The sequence below is a fragment of the Isoptericola sp. BMS4 genome, assembly GCF_011634835.1.
Taxonomy (GTDB): Bacteria; Actinomycetota; Actinomycetes; order Actinomycetales; family Cellulomonadaceae; genus Isoptericola.
Map to the genome: position 1 here is coordinate 1701012 of NZ_SIRP01000001.1, position 19184 is coordinate 1720195.

Below are 19184 nucleotides of genomic sequence, written 5' to 3' on the forward strand. Positions count from 1 at the left end.
GCCGTGCCCTCGTGACCTGGAAGGTACCCGCAGTGACCTACGTGATCGCTCAGCCGTGCGTCGACGTCAAGGACAGGGCGTGCATCGAGGAGTGTCCCGTGGACTGCATCTACGAGGGCTCGCGCTCGCTGTACATCCACCCCGACGAGTGCGTGGACTGCGGCGCCTGCGAGCCGGTGTGCCCGGTGGAGGCCATCTACTACGAGGACGACGTCCCGGAGCAGTGGAAGGACTACTACCGCGCCAACGTCGAGTTCTTCGACGACCTGGGCTCGCCCGGCGGGGCGGCGAAGATGGGCGTCATCTCCAAGGACGACCCGATGATCGCCGAGCTCCCGCCGCAGGCCTGAGCCGGCGCCGCGGACAGCCCGTGGGTTTCGCCGACCTCAGCTCCCTCGCCTACCCCTGGGACACCCTGGGGGACGTGCGCGCCACCGCCCGTGCCCACCCCGGCGGCGTCGTGGACCTGTCCATCGGCACGCCGGTGGACCCCACGCCGGGCGTGGTGCGCGAGGCCCTGGCGGCCGCGGTCGACGCGCACGGCTACCCCGCCACGCACGGCACCCCCGCGCTGAGGGAGGCCGTGGCGGGCTGGTTCGCGCGTCGCCGCGGCGTGCCCGGGCTCGACCCGGACGCGGTGCTGCCCACCGTCGGCTCCAAGGAGCTGGTGGGCCTGCTGCCGTCGCTGCTCCGCCTGGGGCCCGGGGACGTCGTCGTGCACCCCGAGACGGCCTACCCGACGTACGACGTGGGGGCGCGGCTCGCCGGGGCGACGCCGCTGGCGACGGACGACGTCGAGGCCTGGGCCGGGCGGCGTGACGTCCGCCTCGTGTGGGTGAACTCACCCGGGAACCCGACGGGCGAGGTGGCGGACACGGACCGGCTGCGCCGCGTCGTCGACGCGGCGCGGGAGATCGGGGCCGTCGTCGTGGGCGACGAGTGCTACGCGGAGCTGCCCTGGTCGCCGCGGTGGGTCTCCCCGGACGGCACGTCCCGGGTGCCGAGCCTGCTCGACCCGCGGGTGACCGGCGGCAGCCACGAGGGGCTGCTGGTGGCGTACTCGCTGTCCAAGCAGTCGTCGATGGCGGGCTACCGGGCGGCGTTCGTCGCCGGGGACCCGGGTCTCGTCGGCGCCCTGCTGGCCACGCGCAAGCATCTCGGCATGATCGTGCCGGCGCCGGTCCAGGCGGCGATGACCGCGGCGCTGGGCGACGACGCGCACGTCTCCGCCCAGCGGGAGGTCTACGGGGCGCGCCGCGCCGCCCTCTCCGAGGCGCTGCGCGGGGCCGGTTTCGCGATCGACGGCTCCGAGGCGGGGCTGTACCTGTGGGCCCGGCCCGCCGACGCGTCGCCGGGGCCGGCGGGCGCGCCGGCCGGCGCGACGTCCCGCGAGCTGGCCGCGTGGTTCGCCGGGCTGGGGATCCTCGTCGGGCCCGGCGAGTTCTACGGCCCGGCGGGCCGGCACCACGTGCGGGTCTCGCTCACCGCTCAGGACGACGCCGTGGCACGGGCTGTGGCGCGCCTCACATCCTCGTGACCCCGCGATAGGCGGAGGATAGGCAGGGGATTGGAACACCTTGGTGTTGAGGGGTAGGTTCGACCGCAGGCCGAGGTCGTCCTGGAGCGCGCCACGGTCGGTGCGCCCCGGGCACTCCGTCCCAGAGTCACGAGTCACGCGCCCTCCGGGTCCCGTCGCCGGGAGCCGCCGGGCCCGTCACGGAAGGAAGACATGACGTCCACCACGCCTGCCGCCGGCCAGCCTGGCGAGGCCGCCTCGGTCGAGCTCGTCGTCGACGGCACCGCCCGGCAGCTGCCCGTCGTCCCCGCCACCGAGGGCAACGACGGCATCGTCGTGTCGTCGCTCCTGCGGGACACCGGGATGGTCACGGTCGACCCCGGCTTCACGAACACCGCGTCCTGCTCCTCGGCGATCACGTACATCGACGGCGACCAGGGCATCCTGCGCTACCGCGGGTACCCGATCGAGCAGCTCGCCGACTCCTCGACGTTCCTCGAGGTCGCCTACCTGCTCATCAACGGCGAGCTGCCCACGCCGTCCGAGCTCGAGGCGTTCGAGGAGCGCGTCAACCGGCACACGCTCGTGCCGGAGGGCTTCCGCGCCTTCCTGTCGTCGTTCCCGCGGGGCGGGCACCCGATGTCGATCCTCGCCTCGGCGGTGAACGCGCTCGCGACCTACTACCCGGAGTCGCTGGACCCCCACGACCCCGAGGCGGTCGAGCTCGCGACGGTGCTCATCCTCGCCAAGGTCCGCACCATCACCTCCTACGTGCACCGTTCCATGCGGGACGAGCCGCTGATGTACCCGGACTACGCCCGCGGGTACGTCGACGACTTCCTGCGCATGACGTTCTCGCGCCCGTACGAGCACTGGGAGGCGGACCCCGTCCTCGTGTCCGCGATGGACAAGCTGCTGATCCTGCACGCCGACCACGAGCAGAACTGCTCGACGTCGACGGTGCGGGTCGTCGGCTCGTCGAACGCGAACCTCTACGCGTCGGTCGCCGCCGGCGTCAACGCCCTGTCCGGGCCGTCGCACGGCGGCGCGAACGAGGCCGTGCTGAAGATGCTCGAGAGCATTCGCAGCGGCGACGACTCCGTGGAGACCTTCATGAAGAAGGTCAAGAACAAGGAGGACGGCGTCCGGCTCATGGGCTTCGGCCACCGCGTCTACAAGAGCTACGACCCGCGCGCCGCCATCGTCAAGAAGCACGCCGACGCCGTCCTCGACCGCCTCGGCGCGAAGGACGAGCTGCTCGACATCGCGCGCGGGCTCGAGGAGATCGCGCTGAGCGACGACTACTTCGTCGAGCGCAAGCTCTACCCGAACGTGGACTTCTACACCGGCCTCATCTACAAGGCGATGGGCTTCTCCCCGGCGATGTTCACCCCGCTGTTCGCCCTCGGGCGCATGCCGGGCTGGATCGCGCAGTGGCGCGAGATGATGAACGACCCGCAGACGAAGATCGGCCGCCCGCGTCAGGTCTACACGGGGCCGACCGAGCGTCCGTACGTGCCGCTCGACCAGCGCTGACCGTCAGGCCGTAGGCCGACGGGTCGGGATGGTCGTGTCGCGAGGCGTCCATCCGGTCGCTCGTTCCTCGCGACCTCCCGCCAGGCCCGTCCAGCCTCTCGACACGACCATCCCGACCCGACGGCGGGGGCGGTCGTGGGGTGCGGCCGCGTCCGGCGCACGGCCGGACGCGACGATCGTCCTCGTTCGTCGGATGCGCGCGGTGGCCGACCCTAGTCGCGGGGGAGGGTGACGGTGACCCGGCCGGCGGGCTGGTCGTCCCCGTCGTCGACGGCGGACCAGGTGCCGGCGTCGCGCGTCCACGCCCGGTCGCCGGCGCGGACCTCCGTCGCGCCGGTCACGGAGGCCGTCGCGACCGCCCAGTGCGCCACGACCCAGGTGGCGGTGGTGGTGTCGCCGCCGAGCGCCGCGGCGTCGACACGGACCACGCCGTCGTCGCCGGCCGACGTCGCGTCGTGCAGGCCGAGGTCGCGCGCGAGCCGGTCGGACAGCACCTCCGCCCCGCCGGCGCCGTCGGTCGCCGCCTCGTCCTCGTCGGACGGCAGCGAGCAGGTCACGGCGGTGGGGGAGTGCCCCGTCATCGCCGACGCCCAGGCACGGGCCCGGGTCTCGTGCTGCGCGTACGCGTCCGGGAACCCCGAGCGCTGCACCGCCTGCGCGGCGACCGTGACCTCCAGGTCCTGGTAGCCGTCGACCTCGACGAGGCCGTCGTAGAACGCGCCCGTCGAGTACACCGGGTCGAGGATCTGCTCCGGCGTGCCCCAGCCCTGCGACGGGCGCTGCTGGAACAGACCGAGGGAGTCCCGGTCCCCGTAGTCGATGTTCTCCAGCCGTGACTCCTGCAGCGCGGTCGCCAGCGCGATCGTCGCCGCACGGGCGGGCAGGTCACGCTGCAGGGACGTCCCGACGAGCAGGGCCGCGTTCTCGGCCTGCACGGGCGTCAGGTACCAGTCGGTGCCGTCCAGCGCCGCGGCGCAGCGCACCGGCCGCGAACGGTCGTCGAGGGCGCGCAGCGTCCACACGACGCCGACCGTCGCGGCGACCCCCACCACCAGCACGCCCGCGACGGCGGCGTACCCCCGCCGCGGGCGACGTCGTGCGGACACCGTCCGGTCCCCGTCCCGCGGTCCGGCCGGCGTCAGTTGGCGTGCAGGGCGGCGTTGAGCTCCACGCCCACGCCGCCGCGCCGCAGGGCCTCGACCGCGCCGGTGCGCGAGTTCCGGCGGAAGAGCAGGTTGTCGCGGCCCGCCAGGTCGCGGGCGGCGACGACCAGCGGGTCGCCGTCGGCGCCCATCTCGCCGAGCACCGTCACCTTGGTCCCCGCGGTGAGGTAGAGGCCCGCCTCGACGATGCAGTCGTCGCCCAGGGGGATGCCCAGACCGGCGTTCGCGCCGAGCAGGGAGCGCTCGCCGACGCTGATGACGATCTTGCCGCCGCCGGAGAGCGTGCCCATGATCGACGCGCCGCCGCCGACGTCGGAGCCGTCGCCCACCACGACGCCGGCCGAGACGCGGCCCTCGATCATCGACGAGCCGAGGGTGCCGGCGTTGTAGTTCACGAAGCCCTCGTGCATCACGGTGGTGCCCGAGGCCAGGTGGGCGCCCAGGCGCACGCGGTCCGCGTCGGCCACGCGGACGCCCGGCGGGACGACGTAGTCGACCATGCGCGGGAACTTGTCGATGCCGTAGACGGTCACGGCGCGGCCGGTCGCGGCCCGCAGGCGCAGCCGGGTCGCCTCGAAGCCCTCCACCGGGCACGGGCCGTGCGACGTCCAGACGACGTTGTTGAGCACCCCGAACAGGCCGTCGAGGTTGACGCCGTGGGGCTGCACGAGCCGGTGGGAGAGCAGGTGCAGGCGCAGGTAGGCGTCGGCCGCGTCGGCGGGGGCGGCGTCGAGGTCGATCTCGGTGCGCACGACGACGACGTCCACCCGGCGGGCGTCGTCCCGCTCCGAGAGCGCGTCGAGCTCCGCAGGGACGTCGACGTCGGACGCGGGGGGCGCGCCGAGCTGCGGGCTCGGGTACCAGACGTCGAGCGTCGTGCCGTCGTCCGTGACGGTGGCGAGGCCGAGGCCCCAGGCCGGGCGCGTGGCGTGCGTAGCAGGCGTCGTCATGGGGCCAGGGTAGACGGCCCGTCTGCCAGGATGTGCGGGTGACCACGGACCGTACCGCCGCCCCCACCGACCCGCGCGCCGCCGTCGACCTGCTCGGCCTCCTCGACCCGGCCACGCTGCCCGACTCGGACCTCGTCGACCTGCTCGCGGCCGTCTGCGACGTGCCGTCGGTCTCCGGCGACGAGCGGGCGCTCGCCGACGCCGTCGAGGTCGTGCTGCGCGCGCAGCCGCGCCTGGACGTGCTGCGCGACGGCGACGCCCTCGTGGCCCGCACCCGGCTGGGGCGCGCGCAGCGCGTCGTCCTCGCCGGCCACCTCGACACGGTGCCGCTCACCGACCCGCCGAACCTGCCCACCCGGCTCGCCACCGCGCCCGACGGCACCGTCGAGCTGTGGGGGCGCGGCACCGTGGACATGAAGGGCGGCATCGCGGTGATGCTGGCGCTGGCCGCCGAGCTCGGCCGGGCGGACGGCCCGGAGCCCGGCGTGGACGTCACCTGGGTCTTCTACGACCTGGAGGAGGTCGAGGCCGAGCGCAACGGGCTGGGCCGGCTCGCGCGCCACCACCCCGACCTGCTCGCCGGCGACTTCGCCATCCTCGGCGAGTCGAGCAACGCCGGCATCGAGGGCGGCTGCAACGGCACGCTGCGGGTCGAGGTGCGCACCACGGGCGTCGCCGCCCACTCCGCCCGCTCCTGGGCGGGCGTCAACGCGATCCACGCGGCCGCGCCCGTGCTCGCACGGCTCGCGGACTACGAGGCGCGCGACGTCGAGGTGGACGGGCTCGTGTACCGGGAGGGTATGAACGCCGTGGGGATCTCCGGGGGGATCGCCGGCAACGTCGTGCCCGACGCGTGCACCGTCACCGTGAACTACCGGTTCGCCCCGTCCCGCGGCGTCGCGGAGGCCGAGGCGCACGTCCGCGAGCTCTTCGACGGCTACGACGTGGTGGTCACCGACGCCGCGCCGGGCGCGCGCCCCGGGCTCGACGCGCCGCTCGCGGCCGACTTCGTCGCCGCGGTGCTCGCCGCCACGGGTGGCACCCCGCAGCCCAAGTACGGGTGGACGGACGTCGCGCGCTTCGCCGAGCTGGGCGTGCCCGCGGTGAACTTCGGCCCGGGCGACCCGGTGCTGGCCCACAAGGACGACGAGCGGCTCCCGGTCGCCCGCCTCGCCCGGTGCCGGGACGCGCTGCGGGCCTGGCTCATCGGTGGGGGGCCTGCGCAGGCCTGCTGACGGCGGGCAGGTCCACGGGCGGCGTCGCCGCGGGCCTGCCGGGCGGTGACGGGGTGGTCGCGGGCTGTCCCGGCTCCGGTCGTACCTCGTCCTGCCGTCCGCGGGGCGAGGCCTCCGGTGCCGGCCGCGTCGTGGCCGGCCTGCCGGGCCGCGCCGTGTCGCCGACGAGCACGGTGCGGGACCGGGCGGCGCCCCGGCGCCCGCTCCCGGGGTCGAGGTGCCGCAGCGTCACCACGTGCTCGCCCGGGTCGAGGCCCCGCAGGGTCCGTCGCACGGTCGAGGACGCCGGGACGACCACCTCCGTGCGGGTGCCGTCGACCACGAGGGCGAAGGGGGTGCGACCGGCGGTGCGGACCACGATCCTCGGTGCGGCCGTGCCCTCGCGCTGCACGGTGAGCAGGCGCGGCGCGGTCAGGTCGACGGCGCCCGCCGCGACCTCGTCGTCGCCGGACCGGACGGTGAGGTGGTGCGCGCCGGGGGCGGCGTCGACGACCGCGTCCCAGGCCCCCGAACCGTCGACCGTGCCGGTCGCGGCGGCCACGCCGTCCACGAGGACGGTGAACGGGCTGCCGGCCCGGCCCGTGCCGGCCAGCTCGGGCAGCCATCGGCCGTCGCCGGCGACCGGCGCGACCGTGAGCTCGGGCTCGGGCTCGGGCTCGGGCTCGGGCTCGGGACTCGGCGACGGCGTGGCCGCGCCCGGCGAGGCGGTGGGGGAGGGTGTCGCGGCGGGCGGCGACGCGGACGGGGCGGGGTCGGGGACGACGGCGGGGGCCGCCTCGTCCTCGGCGGTCTCGAGCGTGCTCGCCGCGGCGGACGGGGCTGCGGCGACCGTGGTGTCGGCCGGTCCCGGGGCTGCCCCGCTCGTGTCGTCGCCGAGCTCCGCGTCGCCGTCGTCGGCGACCGGGAGGTCGAGAGCCGATCCACCCGCCGCGTCGTCGTCGGCGGACACCACGATCGCCGGCGCGTCGTCGGGGACGGCTGCGACGGCACCGAACGACACCGCCGCCGCACCGGACAGGGCGACGGCGGTCGCACCGGCCATCGCGGACCCCGCGACCCCGGCACCCGCCCCGGGGGCGGCGGGCAGCGGCGGCTGCGCCCGGCCGAGCGCGTCGAGGAGGGGGCCGCCACCGCCGGCCTCGGGCGGCAGCCAGGGCAGGGTGCCGGCGCCGGGCCACCAGGCCAGCGGCAGGAGCAGGCCGCGCAGGCGTGCGCGGAGACCCACGAGCTCGCGCTCGACGGCCCGGCAGTGGTCGCAGCCGGTGAGGTGGGCGTCCAGCCGCCGGCGTCCGCGCCGCGTCAGCGGACGCTCCCGCACCAGACGTGCGACGCACCACGCGCAGTCGTCGGTCGGGTAGGGCCCCGGGACGTGGGCGGCGAGCCAGGCAGCGCGCAGCGCGTCGCGGGCCCGGTAGGCCTGGGCGGCCGCGGCGTTCGAGGAGACCCCGAGCCGTGCGGCGACGTCGCGGGGCGCCAGCCCCTCGATCTCGGTCAGCCACAGGACGTCGCGCCACTGCGGGCGCAGGTCCGCGAAGGCCTTCCGGAGGACCGCGCGGTCCAGCAGGTCGTCCTCCGTCGGGCCGACCAGGTCCGTGACGTCGAGGTCCAGGGCAAGCGGCTCCTCGACGTGGCGCGCGGCGTTCTGCGAGACGTTGCGCATCGTCGCATAGAGGTAGGGGACGAACGCGGTGTGCGGCCCGTGGCCGGCGCGCACGGCCGCGAGGACGCGCGCGTACGACTCGTGCAGGAGGTCGTCCGGGTCCATCGTCGACGAGATGCGCGCGGCGACGCGGCGGGCCGCGGCGCTGTGCCGTTCCCACAGCGGGGCGAAGGCCTCGGCCTCCCCGTCGCGCACGCGCGCGAGGAGCTCGATGTCGGCCAGGTCGGCGTACGGGCGCGCGGTCGGCCGCCGGTCGTCGGCCTCGGTGCCGCCCCGACGCGGGACCTGACTGCGGGTGCGTGGTCTCATGCGTTCCTTCGTCGCCACCGTCGGTGGTGGCTCCTGGAGCGTAGGCCGCCGCGTGGCGCGTGGGAAGACCCGTGGTGCGCGCCCGCAGGAGCGGGCGCGCACCACGGGTGGCCGTGGCGGCGGTGGGCGGTCAGCCCCGGACCCGCCGGCGCAGGACGACGAGCGCCGTGCCCGCACCCGCGAGGAGCAGGGCGCCGAGGACGCCGAGCGCGATGTTCGCGCCCGTCCGGGGCAGGGTCGGCTCCGTCGGGGGAGTCGGCCCCGGGGTCGCCGGCGGCGTCGGCTCCGTGGTGGGCACGGTCGGCGTCGGCGTCGGCGTGGGCTCGCTCGGGACCTCGCGGCACACGCGCACGGTGGCGGTGTCCCGGTCCAGCTCGGTCCCGTCGGCGACGAGGTACGCGTCGTTCACGACGTCGAGGCACTCGCCCTGCGGGACCTCCACGGTCCGCGTGACGTCGAACGACGTGGTCGTGCCCTCGCCCTGGGTGTCGACCGTCCCGAGGAGCTCCGGCTCGTCGTCGGGAGCGACGAAGTCGTCCCAGACCTCGATGGAGCCGTTCACGTGGGTCGTGGTCGGGTCGATCTCCGTGGCGGCGGTCGCCGTGCCGAGCGGCGCGTTCTCCGGGTCGTCGACGTCGTCCTGCGTCTCCGGGTAGGTGCCGCGGTCCCAGGTGACGGTGGCGGTGGCCGTGCCGCCCGGCTCCGCGGTGTCGCAGGTGACGTCGTACGACGTCTCGCCGGCGGGGAGCTCCACCTGCAGGCCCTCGGTCCCGGGGTCGGCGTCCTCGGCGCCGTCGACCGTGCACGGCTCGTCGTTCATCACGACGTCGAGCGTGCCGGTGACCACCCCGTCGTTCGGGTTCGTCACCGTCACCGAGGCGCTCCGATCGGACGTGGTCGCGGCCGCGCCCTCGGTCACGACGATCTCGTAGGGCAGCTCGGCCGACTCCTGGTCGGCCGGGATCGTGACCTCGTCCTCGGCGGCCGCCTTGTCGACCGTCCACTCGTGGGTGATCGTCGCCACGGCCTCGCCGGCCACCTCGAGCTCCAGCGGCTGCCAGGCCAGCGGGTCGGTGAAGGTCAGGGTCTCGGAGGCCCCGGGCTCGAGCGTCACCGTCCGGGTCCGCTCACCCGGCGGCGGCAGCAGGTAGCCCTCGGGGGCCGCCGTCTCGGTGACCGTGAACTCGACGCCCCAGGCGTCCTCGCCGAGCTCGGTGAAGGTCACCGTGCCGTCCTCGCCCGTGGTGACGGTCGTCGAGCTGTCCGCGTCGGCCGGGGTGGCCGGGTCCGGGCTGACCGTGAACTCGGCGCCAGCCAGCGGCTCGCCGTCCTCGTTCGCCTTGAGGATCGTGACGTCGGCGCACAGGCTCGGCACGTCGATCGGGCCCTCGGCGTCGTCCTTGAGCTTGCCCTCGCCGTCCGCCTGGCCCTCCTGCGAGCGCAGGTGCACGGTCGCGAAGCCCTCGGCCGGGCACGTGCCGCCGACGCCGAGCTCGGTGAGGTCGATCTTCGTCTCCACGAACTGGTTCTCGCCGATCATGCCCTCCTCGGCGACGGGGGAGCCGAAGAAGTCCGCGACGGGCTCGTCGTTGACCGCGACGTCGAACCCGGAGCAGTCCGTGGGGGACCAGGAGCCCCCGTCCCACACGTCGACGCTCTGGCAGTCGAGGCCGACGTTGCCCCGGTCGGCGATGACGATCCGCAGGTCGCCCTCGGTGCGGGTCGGGGCGAGCTCGCCGGTCGTGTCGGCCTGGTTGAGCTCGACGTAGTACCGCCCGGTGCCCTGACCGTTGTCACGATCGAAGCCGAGGTACAGCCACTGGTCGAAGTCGTCGTCGACCTCGCTGGCGACCAGGACGTTGCCGACGTCCGACTTGCCCGACGGCGGCGTCCCCTCGGGCTCCCAGCCCGGGTAGCCGTCCTCCTGGTCGCCCGGGCCGAAGTACGTCTGCGGGTCGGCGGCCTGCTCGTCCTGGCCGACCGCGTCCGTGACGACGCTGACGCCCTCGACGGTCTCCCAGTCGAGGGTCGTGTCGGTGGCCTGGTTCCCGTCGACCTCGAAGTCCGCGCCGGCGGCCGCCGCCGGGCCGCCGGCGGCCACGAGCGAGGCGGCGGCCAGGCCGAGGGCGGCGAGCGTCCCGGTCGCGCGGGCGAGCGTCCCGCGCCGGCCGGGAGGCACCGTCGTCCCCCGGGGCGCGAACGCAGGCTGGCGGTGTCGTGTGCGTGGCACGGTTCTCCCTCGTCGTGCGTGTCGGGCCGGCAGGTAGTACCGGCCTCCACCCCTTCCAGACACCGGACGGGTGCCGTGCTGACGCGCGGGAGCGCGTGACGGATCCCACCGGGAACGCGCGTCATGATCGAGCCGCGGACGTGTCGTCGCGGCGACGCCGTAGGCTCGGGTCATGAGCGACAGCAGCGACGAGGGCGTACGGCAGTCGGGCCGCGGATACCGCAAGGGGCCGGTGCTCCTGCGCGGCACGCAGATCCCCGCGCAGACGACGGACCAGCGTCTCCTCGCGGCGGGCGGGGAGACGGACTGGGTGCACTCCGACCCGTGGCGCGTCATGCGCATCCAGTCGGAGTTCGTCGAGGGATTCGGCGCGCTGGCCGAGGTCGGCCCGGCGGTGTCCGTCTTCGGGTCGGCGCGCACGGCGCCCGACCACCCGGACTACGCGATGGCCACCGAGGTGGGCCGCCTGCTCGCCGAGGCCGGGTACGCCGTGATCACCGGCGGCGGGCCGGGGATCATGGAGGCCGCGAACGCGGGGGCGCACAAGGCCGGCGGCACGTCGATCGGGCTCGGGATCGAGCTGCCCTTCGAGCAGGGCATGAACGAGTACGTGAACCTGGGCGTGAACTTCCGCTACTTCTTCGCCCGCAAGACGATGTTCGTCAAGTACGCGCAGGGCTTCGTGGTCCTGCCCGGCGGGTTCGGCACCTTCGACGAGCTGTTCGAGGCGCTGACCCTGGTGCAGACGCGCAAGGTCACGGAGTTCCCGATCGTCCTGGTCGGCTCGGACTACTGGGGCGGTCTGCTGGAGTGGGCCCGCTCCGCCGTCGCGGAGCGCGGCATGATCGGCCGCGCCGACCTCGACCTGCTGCACCTGACGGACTCGCCCGCCGAGGCCGTGCAGTACGTCGTCGAGCGGGGCCGGGCGCTCGCGGCCTCCGAGCGGGAGGCCCTCGACGAGCTGGTGGAGGACCAGCGGGACGCGTCGCCGGCGACGGCCGACCGGCCGTGACACCGCCGCCCGGGGTGCCCGCCGCGGGCACCCCGCTGGTGCTGCGTGGCCGGGAGGTCGGCCGGGGCACGGACGGCGTGCTGCGCCCCGTGGTCATGGCGATCGTCAACCGCACCACCGACTCGTTCTACGCCCCGGCGCGCCTGGCCGACGACGGGGCGGCGCTGGAGGCGGCGCACCGTGCGTGGTCCGACGGCGCGCAGATCCTCGACGTCGGCGGGGTGCGCGCGGGCGTGGGCCCCGAGGTCGGCGAGGCGGAGGAGATCGACCGCGTGGTGCCCCTCGTCGCGCGGGTCCGGGAGCAGGTGCCCGACCTGCTGGTCTCGGTGGACACCTGGCGCTCGGGCGTGGCGCGCGAGGCGGTCGCCGCCGGCGCGGACCTGGTGAACGACACGTGGGCCGGCCACGACCCCGAGCTCGTCGAGGTGGCGGGCGCCGCCGGCGTCGGCGTCGTGTGCTCCCACACCGGCGGGGCGGTGCCCCGCACCGACCCCTACCGCGTCGAGTACCCGCCCGCCGGCACCGGGCGGGACGGCGACCCGCGCGACGGGCTGCTGGACGACGTCGTCGCGACGCTGCGGGCGTCGGCCGCTCGGGCCGTGGGGTGCGGCGTCCCGCCGTCGTCCGTGCTGGTCGACCCCACGCACGACTTCGGCAAGAACACCTGGCACTCGCTGCACCTGGTACGCCGCACGGCCACGCTCGCCGGGCTCGGGCACCCGCTCCTCATGGCGCTCTCCCGCAAGGACTTCGTGGGCGAGACGCTGGGCCTGCCGCCCGACGAGCGTCTCGAGGGCACCCTCGCGGCGACCGCCGTGGCCGCGTGGCTCGGTGCCACCGTCTTCCGCGCCCACGACGTCGCCGCCGCCCGGCACGCGCTGGACATGGTGGCGGCGGTGCGCGACGACGCCCCGCCGCGTCGCGCCGCGCGCGGCATGGCCTGACGCCTCCCCGCGCGGTCTCGGCAGTCGGCCGGCACGGTCCGAGGTGTGGAAGTCGCGGCCCGGTTCTGACCTAGAATGGTCGGGCGCGCCTCCTCGCCGTCCCGCCGGCCGGCGAGCGTCGGGGGAGGGGGCGGGCCGAGGAACCGGACAACGGAATGGAGTGCCACAGATGGCTGCGATGAAGCCGCGGACGGGTGACGGGCCGCTGGAGGTCACCAAGGAGGGCCGCGGGATCGTCATGCGGGTCCCCCTCGAGGGTGGTGGCCGTCTGGTCGTCGAGCTCAACGCGACCGAGGCCTCCGAGCTGGGCGAGGCGCTCCACGACGTCGTCGGATGACGTCCGGATGACATCGTCCGGCGACTGATTCGCACCGACGGGCGTGGGACAGCGGCGGCTGTCCCACGCCCGTCGCGTCGTCCGGCCCCGTGCCGTGGCGCGCGACCGGACCTCGACGCCCGCGCCAGTTGTACTGCTAGCGCCGCACGGCGACGAGCAGGCCGTCGCCCGCCGGCACCAGCGAGGGCAGCACGCGCGGGTCCGCCTGCAGCGACCGACCCACCTCCCGCACGACCGTCGTGACCTCGTCCCGCCGCGCCGGGTCGGGCACCATCCCGTGGTGCAGGGCACCGTCGACGGCCAGGACACCGCCGGGGCGCAGCATGCGCAGCGCCTCGCCGACGTACTCGGGGTAGGCGTGCGGGTCGGCAGCCACCAGCACGAGGTCGTAGGCCGCGTCCGTGAGGCGCGGCAGGACGTCGGCGGGCCGGCCGGGGATCGCCCGCGTCCGCGTGGGCGCGACGCCCGCCTCCGCGAACGCCCGCTTGGCCGCCCGCTGGTGCTCCAGCTCGGCGTCGATGGTGGTGAGCACGCCCTCCGGGGGCATGCCGCCCAGCAGCCAGAGCGCCGCGACGCCCGTGCCCGTGCCCACCTCGACGACGGTGCGGGCCCCGACCGCCGCCGCCAGCACGCGCAGGACCGCGCCGGTGCCCGGCGTCACCGCGTGGCAGCCGAGCTCCGCCGCGCGCTCGCGGGCCCGCAGCAGCACGTCGTCCTCCGGCACGAACGCCTCGGCGTAGGACCACGCCGCGGTCCGCGCGCGGGCGCCGTCGACGCCGGACGTGAAGTCGGTGGTGATGATGGTCCTCCACGGGATGCTGACGAGGTCTCGGTCGAGCCCTCGGTGAGGTCGTGGCGATCGTACGCGGGAACCTCACAGGTTGCGCGCACGCATCCGTGGGACGATGGGGGCGAGATGTCAGTGACGAAGCAGCGGCCGGTGCTCCGGCCACGAGGACAGCGATGAGCGGGACGAGCGTCGCCCGCACCGGCCCGGGCGCGCCCGCGCGAGAACCGGCGGACGACACGGGCGCGGCCGCGTGGACGCCGCCCACCTGGGACCAGATCGTGCGCGACCACTCCGCGCGCGTCTACCGCCTCGCGTACCGCCTCACGGGCAACCCGCAGGACGCGGAGGACCTCACGCAGGAGACGTTCCTGCGGGTGTTCCGCTCCCTGTCGAGCTACACGCCCGGCACGTTCGAGGGGTGGCTGCACCGCATCACCACGAACCTGTTCCTCGACCAGGTGCGCCGGCGCAAGCGCATCCGCATGGAGGCGATGGGCGACGACGCCGCCCGCGTGGCGTCCCCGGAGGGCCCGGGGCGCCCCGAGCGCGGCTTCGAGCACGCCAACCTCGACAACGACGTGCAGCAGGCGCTGGACGCGCTGCGGCCCGAGTACCGGGCCGCCGTCGTCCTGTGCGACATCGAGGGGCTGAGCTACGAGGAGATCGCCGTGACCCTCGGGATCAAGCTGGGCACGGTGCGCTCGCGGATCCACCGGGCAAGGGCGCAGCTGCGGGACTCGCTCGAGCACCGCCGTGACGAGGTGACGGGCCCGGCCGGCGGGGGCCGACGGTGAGCGCGCACCTGGGGTGCTGGGTCAGCGACCTCGTCGACGGCCAGCTCGACGCGGCGACGACGGAGCGCGCGCTCGCGCACGTCGCGACCTGCGCCCGGTGCGCCGACGAGCTCGCGGCGGCACGGGCCGCGCACCGCGCCCTCGCCGCGGCGCGAGACGTCGCGCCCGACCCGGGGCTGACCGACCGCCTGCTGGCGCTGTCCGCGTCCATCCCGCCCGCGGCCGACGACCCCCTGCGCGCCGACGGCCCGCGCTCGTGGCGCGACCCGGAGCCTGCATGGGGTCCGGCGCTCACCGGCGACCTCGAGGCCCGGCACCGGCGGGTGCGCCGGCGGCGGTTCGTGGCGGTCGGCGCGAGCGGCGTCGGGCTGCTGGGCGTGGCCCTGCTCACGCTCGGCCAGGCCCCGGTCGTCACGCCCGACCCGTCGCGCGCGGCGGCGCTGTCCACGCTCGCCGAGGCCGCGGGGGAGCCCGCGGCGCAGACCCTCGCGGGCGGGGCGTCGTCCGGCACGGCGGTCGACCTGTCGGGGCCGGACGGGCCCACCGCCGGTGCCCTGGCGTGGCTCGCCGAGCACGGCTGGGCCGCACCGTCCGCGCTGCCGGAGGGGTACGAGGTCACGGCCCTGCGGGTCGACGGCGCCGCGGAGGGGCCCGCGGTCCGCCGCGTGGGCGCCGCGGACGCCGGCTCGGACACGGGGTCGGACACCGGCTCGGACGGCGGCTCCGAGCGCGACGGGGTCGTCGAGCTCGACGTCGCCGGGCCGGACGGGACGATCGTCGTGCGCCAGCGGTACGGCCGCCTCGCCGCCACCACCACGGGCGGCACGACCCTGCAGGTGCCGGGACACGACGTCCGCGTGCTGTCGAGCGAGCCGTGGCACGTCGTCTGGCAGGCGGGGGACACCGCGGTTGACGTGAGCGCCGACGTGCCGGACGACGTGCTCACCGATCTCGTGGCGGACTTCCCCGGCGGTCGTTACGATGCCGGGGTCCTGCCCCAGCTGTCCCGGGGGTGGACCACCGTGACAGGAGTTCTCTGGCGACCATGACGCAGCGCCCCGACGACGCACCGCCGGGCACCGGCCCGGCGCGCCCGGACGACCTCTTCGCGCCGCCGGAGCCTCCCGGGCGCGGGGAGGCCGCCGGCCCGGGCGCCGGGTCCGGGCCGCAGCCCTCCGCCGCGCCCGTCCCGGTCCGCGACGACGCGCCTGACGCCGGTCGTACCCCGGCACCGCCCGGCGTCGCCAGGGCCGGTCACGGCACGCCCGGTGAGCCGGCCGGCACCGTTCCCGCGCCGGCCGGGCCCCCCGGTGACGGGCGGCGGCACGGGAGCACCCGCCCCCGCCGGCGCGTCGGCGCGGGCGTCGTGACGCTCGCGTTCCTCGCCGGCGTCGTGGGCGGTGTCGCGGGGGACCGGCTGTCGGACGCCACGGACGACGGGCGCCCGGACGACGCCGCCCTGCCCACCCCCGTGGGAGGGCTCGCGAGCGACGCCGACGCCGCGCCGTCGTCCCGCCCGGCCGGCTCCGTGGCGACCCTGGCTGCCGAGGTCCTGCCGAGCGTCGTGTCGCTGGAGGTCGCGACGGGCGAGGGCGCCGCGACCGGGTCGGGCTTCGTGCTGCGCGACGACGGCTACCTCCTGACGAACGAGCACGTCGTGGCGGGCGCGGCCGGGGGCGACGCCGGGATCACCGTGACGTTCGCCGACGGCAGCGAGCACCGGGGCGAGGTGGTCGGCCGCACGAGCGACTACGACCTCGCCGTGGTGAAGGTGGACGCCGACGGGCTCGAGCCGCTGGTGCTGGGCGACTCCGACGCGGTCGTCGTCGGTGACGCGGTGCTCGCGGTCGGGGCGCCGCTCGGGCTCGACGCCACGGTCACCACCGGCATCGTCAGCGCGCTGCACCGCCCCGTGCAGGCCGGGGACGGCGCCGGGCAGACGGCGTTCATCGACGCGATCCAGACCGACGCCGCGATCAACCCGGGCAACTCGGGCGGACCGCTGGTGAACGCGGACGGCGAGGTCGTGGGGATCAACTCGGCCATCGCGCAGCCGCCCGGGTCGATGACGAGCACCGGGAGCATCGGCCTCGGCTTCGCGATCCCGGCCAACCAGGTGCGGCACACGGCCGAGCAGCTCATCGAGACCGGCCGGGCCACCTACCCGGTGATCGGCGTCCTGCTGGACAGCTCGTACACGGGCGAGGGCGTGCAGGTCGTCACGGAGGCCCAGCAGGGCCAGGAGCCGGTCACCCCCGGCGGCCCCGCGGACCTGGCGGGTATCCGCGCCGGCGACGTCATCCTGGCGGTCGACGGCCGACCGGTGGCGCGGACCGACGAGCTCATCGTCGCCATCCGCGCCCGTCAGCCGGGCGACGCCGTGACGCTGCGGGTGCGCAGCGGCGAGGGGGAGCGCGACGTGCGCGTCGTGCTCGAGGAGCGCCGCAGCGGATGAGGCCGGGTCCGGACGCGGGGGTCCTGCCGACGGCGGGAGCCCGCTAGGCTGGCGTGCGTGCTGGACATCAACGGCGCCGAGTTCGTCGTCATCGTGGTGCTCGCCGTCATGCTCATCGGCCCCCAGAAGCTGCCCGAGTACGCGGCGCAGCTCGCGAAGCTCGTGAAGCGCGGCAAGGCGATGCTGCGCGACGCGAAGGAGCGGATGGACGAGGAGCTCGGCGACGAGATCAAGGACGTCGACTGGTCGAAGCTGGACCCGCGGCAGTACGACCCCCGCAGGATCGTGCGCGAGGCGCTCCTCGACGACGACGAGCCCGCCCCGCGGCGCACGGCGAGCCGCGCCGCGGGCGCCACCGCCGCGGCGTCCGCCGCCACCCCGGCCCCGGCCACGACGGCGCCGGAGAGCGGCGACCCCGCGCCGTACGACGACGAGGCCACATGAGCCCGCGTTTTCCTGCCGCTCCGTCCGACCTGCCAGAATGAGCCCCATGCCCGACGTGATCCCTCCGGCCTCCCAGGGCGCCAGGCCCCGCATCTTCTCCGGCATGCAGCCGACCGACGGCTCGCTGCACCTCGGGAACTACCTGGGCGCGCTGGCCCAGTGGGCGCGGCTCCAGGACGACTACGACGCCCTCTACTGCGTCGTGGACCTGCACGCCCTGACCGTGGGGCCGGACCCTGCCGCGCTGCGGGAGCGCACCCGGCGCACGGCGGCCCAGTACCTCGCCGGCGGCATCGACCCCGAGAAGTCGATCCTCTTCGTCCAGTCGCACGTGGCCGAGCACGCGGAGCTCGCCTGGCTGCTCAGCTGCCAGACCGGCTTCGGCGAGGCAGGCCGGATGACGCAGTTCAAGGACAAGTCGGCCAAGCAGGGCTCCGAGGGCACCACCGTGGGCCTGTTCACCTACCCGGTGCTGATGGCCGCCGACATCCTGCTGTACGACACCGCGCTCGTCCCGGTCGGCGAGGACCAGCGCCAGCACCTCGAGCTCACCCGCGACCTCGCCGAGCGCCTCAACGGCCGCTTCGGGGCGGGCTCCGCGGTGGTCCCGGAGGCGCACATCGTCAAGGCCGTGGCCAAGATCCAGGACCTGCAGGAGCCGACGGCCAAGATGAGCAAGTCGAACGCCGGTGGCAAGGGCGTCATCTGGCTGCTCGAGGACCCGAAGAAGGCCGCCAAGGCGATCAAGTCCGCCGTGACGGACGCCGACGAGACCTACGGCGTGCGCCACGACCCGGAGAGCAAGCCGGGCGTGTCCAACCTGCTGACCATCTTCTCGGCGGTCACCGGGCGCGGCGTCGACGAGATCGCCGCGGAGTACGACGGGCGCGGCTACGGCTACCTCAAGGTGGACCTCGCGGACGCCGTCGTGGCGTTCCTCGAGCCCTTCCAGGCGCGGGCGCAGACGTACCTGTCCGACCCGGCCCAGCTCGACAAGGTCCTCGCCGACGGGGCCGAGCGCGCCCGTGCGATCGCCCGTCCCGTGCTGGACCGGCTCTACGACCGCGTCGGCCTGCTCCCGCGGGGCCCGCGGTGAACCTTCCTGCCCGTGGGCCGGCCCAGGTGCGGATCGGCATCGCGATCGCGGTCCCCGAACCGTACGCCGGCGAGCTGCAGCGGGCGCGCGCCGAGCTCGGCGACCCCCTCGCGCAGGCCATCCCTCCGCACATCACCGTGATCGGCCCGACGGTCGTCGACGAGGCCGTGATGCCGACGGTCGTCGAGCACCTGAGCAAGGTCGCGGCCGACACGCCGCCGTTCCGGGTGCAGCTGCGCGGCACCGGGACGTTCCGGCCGGTCTCACCGGTGGTGTTCGTCGCCCTGGCGGCCGGCATCGCGGAGTGCGAGCAGCTCGAGCGGGCGACCCGCTCCGGAGTGCTGCACCAGGAGACGCGGTTCAACTACCACCCGCACGTCACGGTGGCGCACGAGGTGCCCGACGCCGAGCTGGACCGCGCGTTCACCGAGCTGGCGGGATTCGACGGGGCGTTCGACGTCGACTGCCTGTGGCAGTACGAGCACGGCGACGACGAGGTGTGGCGTCCGCAGCGCTGCTTCCCGCTCACGGGGGACCTCGCCTCCTAGCTAGCGCGCCCGGTCCCCGAGGCGTTCGTGCGGGCCACCGCCGGTGCGTGAACTCCCGGTGGCCCGCCGGACCCGCGATCTCCCCGGGTCGTCACCGGGGCGGCCCCTGCGACCTGCGGGGTCGCGCGTGTTCACCCGCGTGCTCCCGGCCGGCCCGATGTTTCC

At 75.5% G+C, this 19184-nt stretch carries 18 protein-coding genes; 13 read left to right on the forward strand and 5 right to left on the reverse strand.

The window, feature by feature from the left end:
• The first annotated feature begins 32 nt into the window (after nt 1-32).
• The 3 genes from fdxA (at nt 33) to EYB28_RS07540 (ending at nt 3052) form a co-directional block, all read left to right on the forward strand.
• Nucleotides 33-350: a ferredoxin gene (gene fdxA / locus EYB28_RS07530; RefSeq protein ID WP_166846222.1), complete on the forward strand. Its 318-nt coding sequence runs from the start codon at nt 33-35 to the stop codon at nt 348-350.
• 20 nt (nt 351-370) lie between these two features.
• Nucleotides 371-1537 (forward strand): succinyldiaminopimelate transaminase, encoded by a 1167-nt coding sequence (gene dapC / locus EYB28_RS07535; RefSeq protein ID WP_166846224.1) that lies wholly within the window; start codon nt 371-373, stop codon nt 1535-1537.
• 192 nt (nt 1538-1729) lie between these two features.
• Nucleotides 1730-3052: a citrate synthase gene (locus EYB28_RS07540; protein ID WP_166846227.1), complete on the forward strand. Its 1323-nt coding sequence runs from the start codon at nt 1730-1732 to the stop codon at nt 3050-3052.
• A 212-nt stretch (nt 3053-3264) separates the two neighbouring features.
• Here EYB28_RS07540 and EYB28_RS07545 read toward each other — a convergent pair whose 3' ends face one another.
• Both EYB28_RS07545 and dapD read right to left on the reverse strand, forming a co-directional pair.
• Entirely contained in the window at nt 3265-4158 is an 894-nt protein-coding gene (locus tag EYB28_RS07545; protein ID WP_166846228.1) for a hypothetical protein, read from the reverse strand.
• Nucleotides 4159-4190: 32 nt separating this feature from the next.
• Nucleotides 4191-5165 carry a 2,3,4,5-tetrahydropyridine-2,6-dicarboxylate N-succinyltransferase gene (dapD, locus tag EYB28_RS07550; protein WP_166846230.1) on the reverse strand — a complete coding sequence of 325 codons (975 nt, stop codon included), beginning with the start codon at nt 5163-5165 and terminating at the stop codon, nt 4191-4193.
• A gap of 89 nt (nt 5166-5254) precedes the next feature.
• Here dapD and dapE point away from each other — a divergent pair, with 89 nt between their 5' ends.
• Complete coding sequence (gene dapE, locus EYB28_RS07555) at nt 5255-6400, forward strand: succinyl-diaminopimelate desuccinylase (RefSeq protein ID WP_166851910.1); 1146 nt, start codon at nt 5255-5257, stop codon at nt 6398-6400.
• On the opposite strand, the gene EYB28_RS07560 is transcribed toward dapE, so the two are convergent.
• Nucleotides 6369-8369, reverse strand: coding sequence for a sigma-70 family RNA polymerase sigma factor (locus EYB28_RS07560; protein WP_166846233.1), 2001 nt, complete (start codon nt 8367-8369; stop codon nt 6369-6371). The two genes, dapE and EYB28_RS07560, sit on opposite strands and share 32 nt — an antisense overlap.
• Nucleotides 8370-8499: 130 nt before the next feature.
• Nucleotides 8500-10599 (reverse strand): prealbumin-like fold domain-containing protein, encoded by a 2100-nt coding sequence (locus tag EYB28_RS07565; RefSeq protein ID WP_166846236.1) that lies wholly within the window; start codon nt 10597-10599, stop codon nt 8500-8502.
• Between the two features lie 172 nt (nt 10600-10771).
• Between EYB28_RS07565 and EYB28_RS07570 the strand changes: the two genes are divergently transcribed.
• The 3 genes from EYB28_RS07570 (at nt 10772) to EYB28_RS07580 (ending at nt 12892) form a co-directional block, all read left to right on the forward strand.
• Nucleotides 10772-11611, forward strand: a complete 840-nt coding sequence (locus tag EYB28_RS07570; RefSeq protein WP_166846239.1) for a TIGR00730 family Rossman fold protein — start codon at nt 10772-10774, stop codon at nt 11609-11611.
• Nucleotides 11608-12555, forward strand: a complete 948-nt coding sequence (folP, locus tag EYB28_RS07575; protein WP_166846242.1) for a dihydropteroate synthase — start codon at nt 11608-11610, stop codon at nt 12553-12555. The genes EYB28_RS07570 and folP overlap by 4 nt, the downstream gene beginning before the upstream one ends.
• 169 nt (nt 12556-12724) lie before the next feature.
• Complete coding sequence (locus tag EYB28_RS07580) at nt 12725-12892, forward strand: DUF3117 domain-containing protein (RefSeq protein WP_166846245.1); 168 nt, start codon at nt 12725-12727, stop codon at nt 12890-12892.
• 136 nt (nt 12893-13028) lie between these two features.
• On the opposite strand, the gene EYB28_RS07585 is transcribed toward EYB28_RS07580, so the two are convergent.
• Nucleotides 13029-13616 carry an O-methyltransferase gene (locus tag EYB28_RS07585; protein WP_240930431.1) on the reverse strand — a complete coding sequence of 196 codons (588 nt, stop codon included), beginning with the start codon at nt 13614-13616 and terminating at the stop codon, nt 13029-13031.
• A gap of 239 nt (nt 13617-13855) precedes the next feature.
• Between EYB28_RS07585 and sigE the strand changes: the two genes are divergently transcribed.
• From sigE to EYB28_RS07615, 6 genes are read left to right on the forward strand one after another with little or no spacing between them, the layout of a single operon-like run.
• Entirely contained in the window at nt 13856-14476 is a 621-nt protein-coding gene (sigE, locus tag EYB28_RS07590) for an RNA polymerase sigma factor SigE (RefSeq protein WP_166846248.1), read from the forward strand.
• Nucleotides 14473-15525, forward strand: a complete 1053-nt coding sequence (locus EYB28_RS20090) for a zf-HC2 domain-containing protein (RefSeq protein ID WP_205710866.1) — start codon at nt 14473-14475, stop codon at nt 15523-15525. Before sigE ends, EYB28_RS20090 begins: the two co-directional genes overlap by 4 nt.
• Complete coding sequence (locus EYB28_RS07600) at nt 15522-16931, forward strand: trypsin-like peptidase domain-containing protein (protein ID WP_205710867.1); 1410 nt, start codon at nt 15522-15524, stop codon at nt 16929-16931. The genes EYB28_RS20090 and EYB28_RS07600 overlap by 4 nt, the downstream gene beginning before the upstream one ends.
• A 57-nt stretch (nt 16932-16988) precedes the next feature.
• Nucleotides 16989-17375, forward strand: a complete 387-nt coding sequence (locus EYB28_RS07605) for a twin-arginine translocase TatA/TatE family subunit (RefSeq protein ID WP_166846251.1) — start codon at nt 16989-16991, stop codon at nt 17373-17375.
• Nucleotides 17376-17421: 46 nt separating this feature from the next.
• The gene (trpS, locus tag EYB28_RS07610; protein ID WP_166846254.1) at nt 17422-18471 is read left to right on the forward strand and encodes a tryptophan--tRNA ligase; all 1050 of its coding nucleotides are present in this window, start codon (nt 17422-17424) and stop codon (nt 18469-18471) included.
• On the forward strand, nt 18468-19019 hold the full coding sequence (locus tag EYB28_RS07615) for a 2'-5' RNA ligase family protein (protein ID WP_166846258.1): 552 nt from the start codon (nt 18468-18470) through the stop codon (nt 19017-19019). The genes trpS and EYB28_RS07615 overlap by 4 nt, the downstream gene beginning before the upstream one ends.
• Nucleotides 19020-19184: the final 165 nt, after the last annotated feature.

Excerpts from the sequence above, each read along its gene's own strand:
- EYB28_RS07580 (WP_166846245.1), top strand. The coding sequence starts at position 12,725 with ATGGCTGCGATGAAGCCGCGGACGGGTGACGGGCCGCTGGAGGTCACC.
- EYB28_RS07600 (WP_205710867.1), top strand. The coding sequence starts at position 15,522 with ATGACGCAGCGCCCCGACGACGCACCGCCGGGCACCGGCCCGGCGCGC.
- EYB28_RS07570 (WP_166846239.1), top strand. The coding sequence starts at position 10,772 with ATGAGCGACAGCAGCGACGAGGGCGTACGGCAGTCGGGCCGCGGATAC.
- EYB28_RS07560 (WP_166846233.1), bottom strand. The coding sequence starts at position 8,369 with ATGAGACCACGCACCCGCAGTCAGGTCCCGCGTCGGGGCGGCACCGAG.
- EYB28_RS07540 (WP_166846227.1), top strand. The coding sequence starts at position 1,730 with ATGACGTCCACCACGCCTGCCGCCGGCCAGCCTGGCGAGGCCGCCTCG.
- trpS (WP_166846254.1), top strand. The coding sequence starts at position 17,422 with ATGCCCGACGTGATCCCTCCGGCCTCCCAGGGCGCCAGGCCCCGCATC.
- sigE (WP_166846248.1), top strand. The coding sequence starts at position 13,856 with ATGAGCGGGACGAGCGTCGCCCGCACCGGCCCGGGCGCGCCCGCGCGA.
- dapD (WP_166846230.1), bottom strand. The coding sequence starts at position 5,165 with ATGACGACGCCTGCTACGCACGCCACGCGCCCGGCCTGGGGCCTCGGC.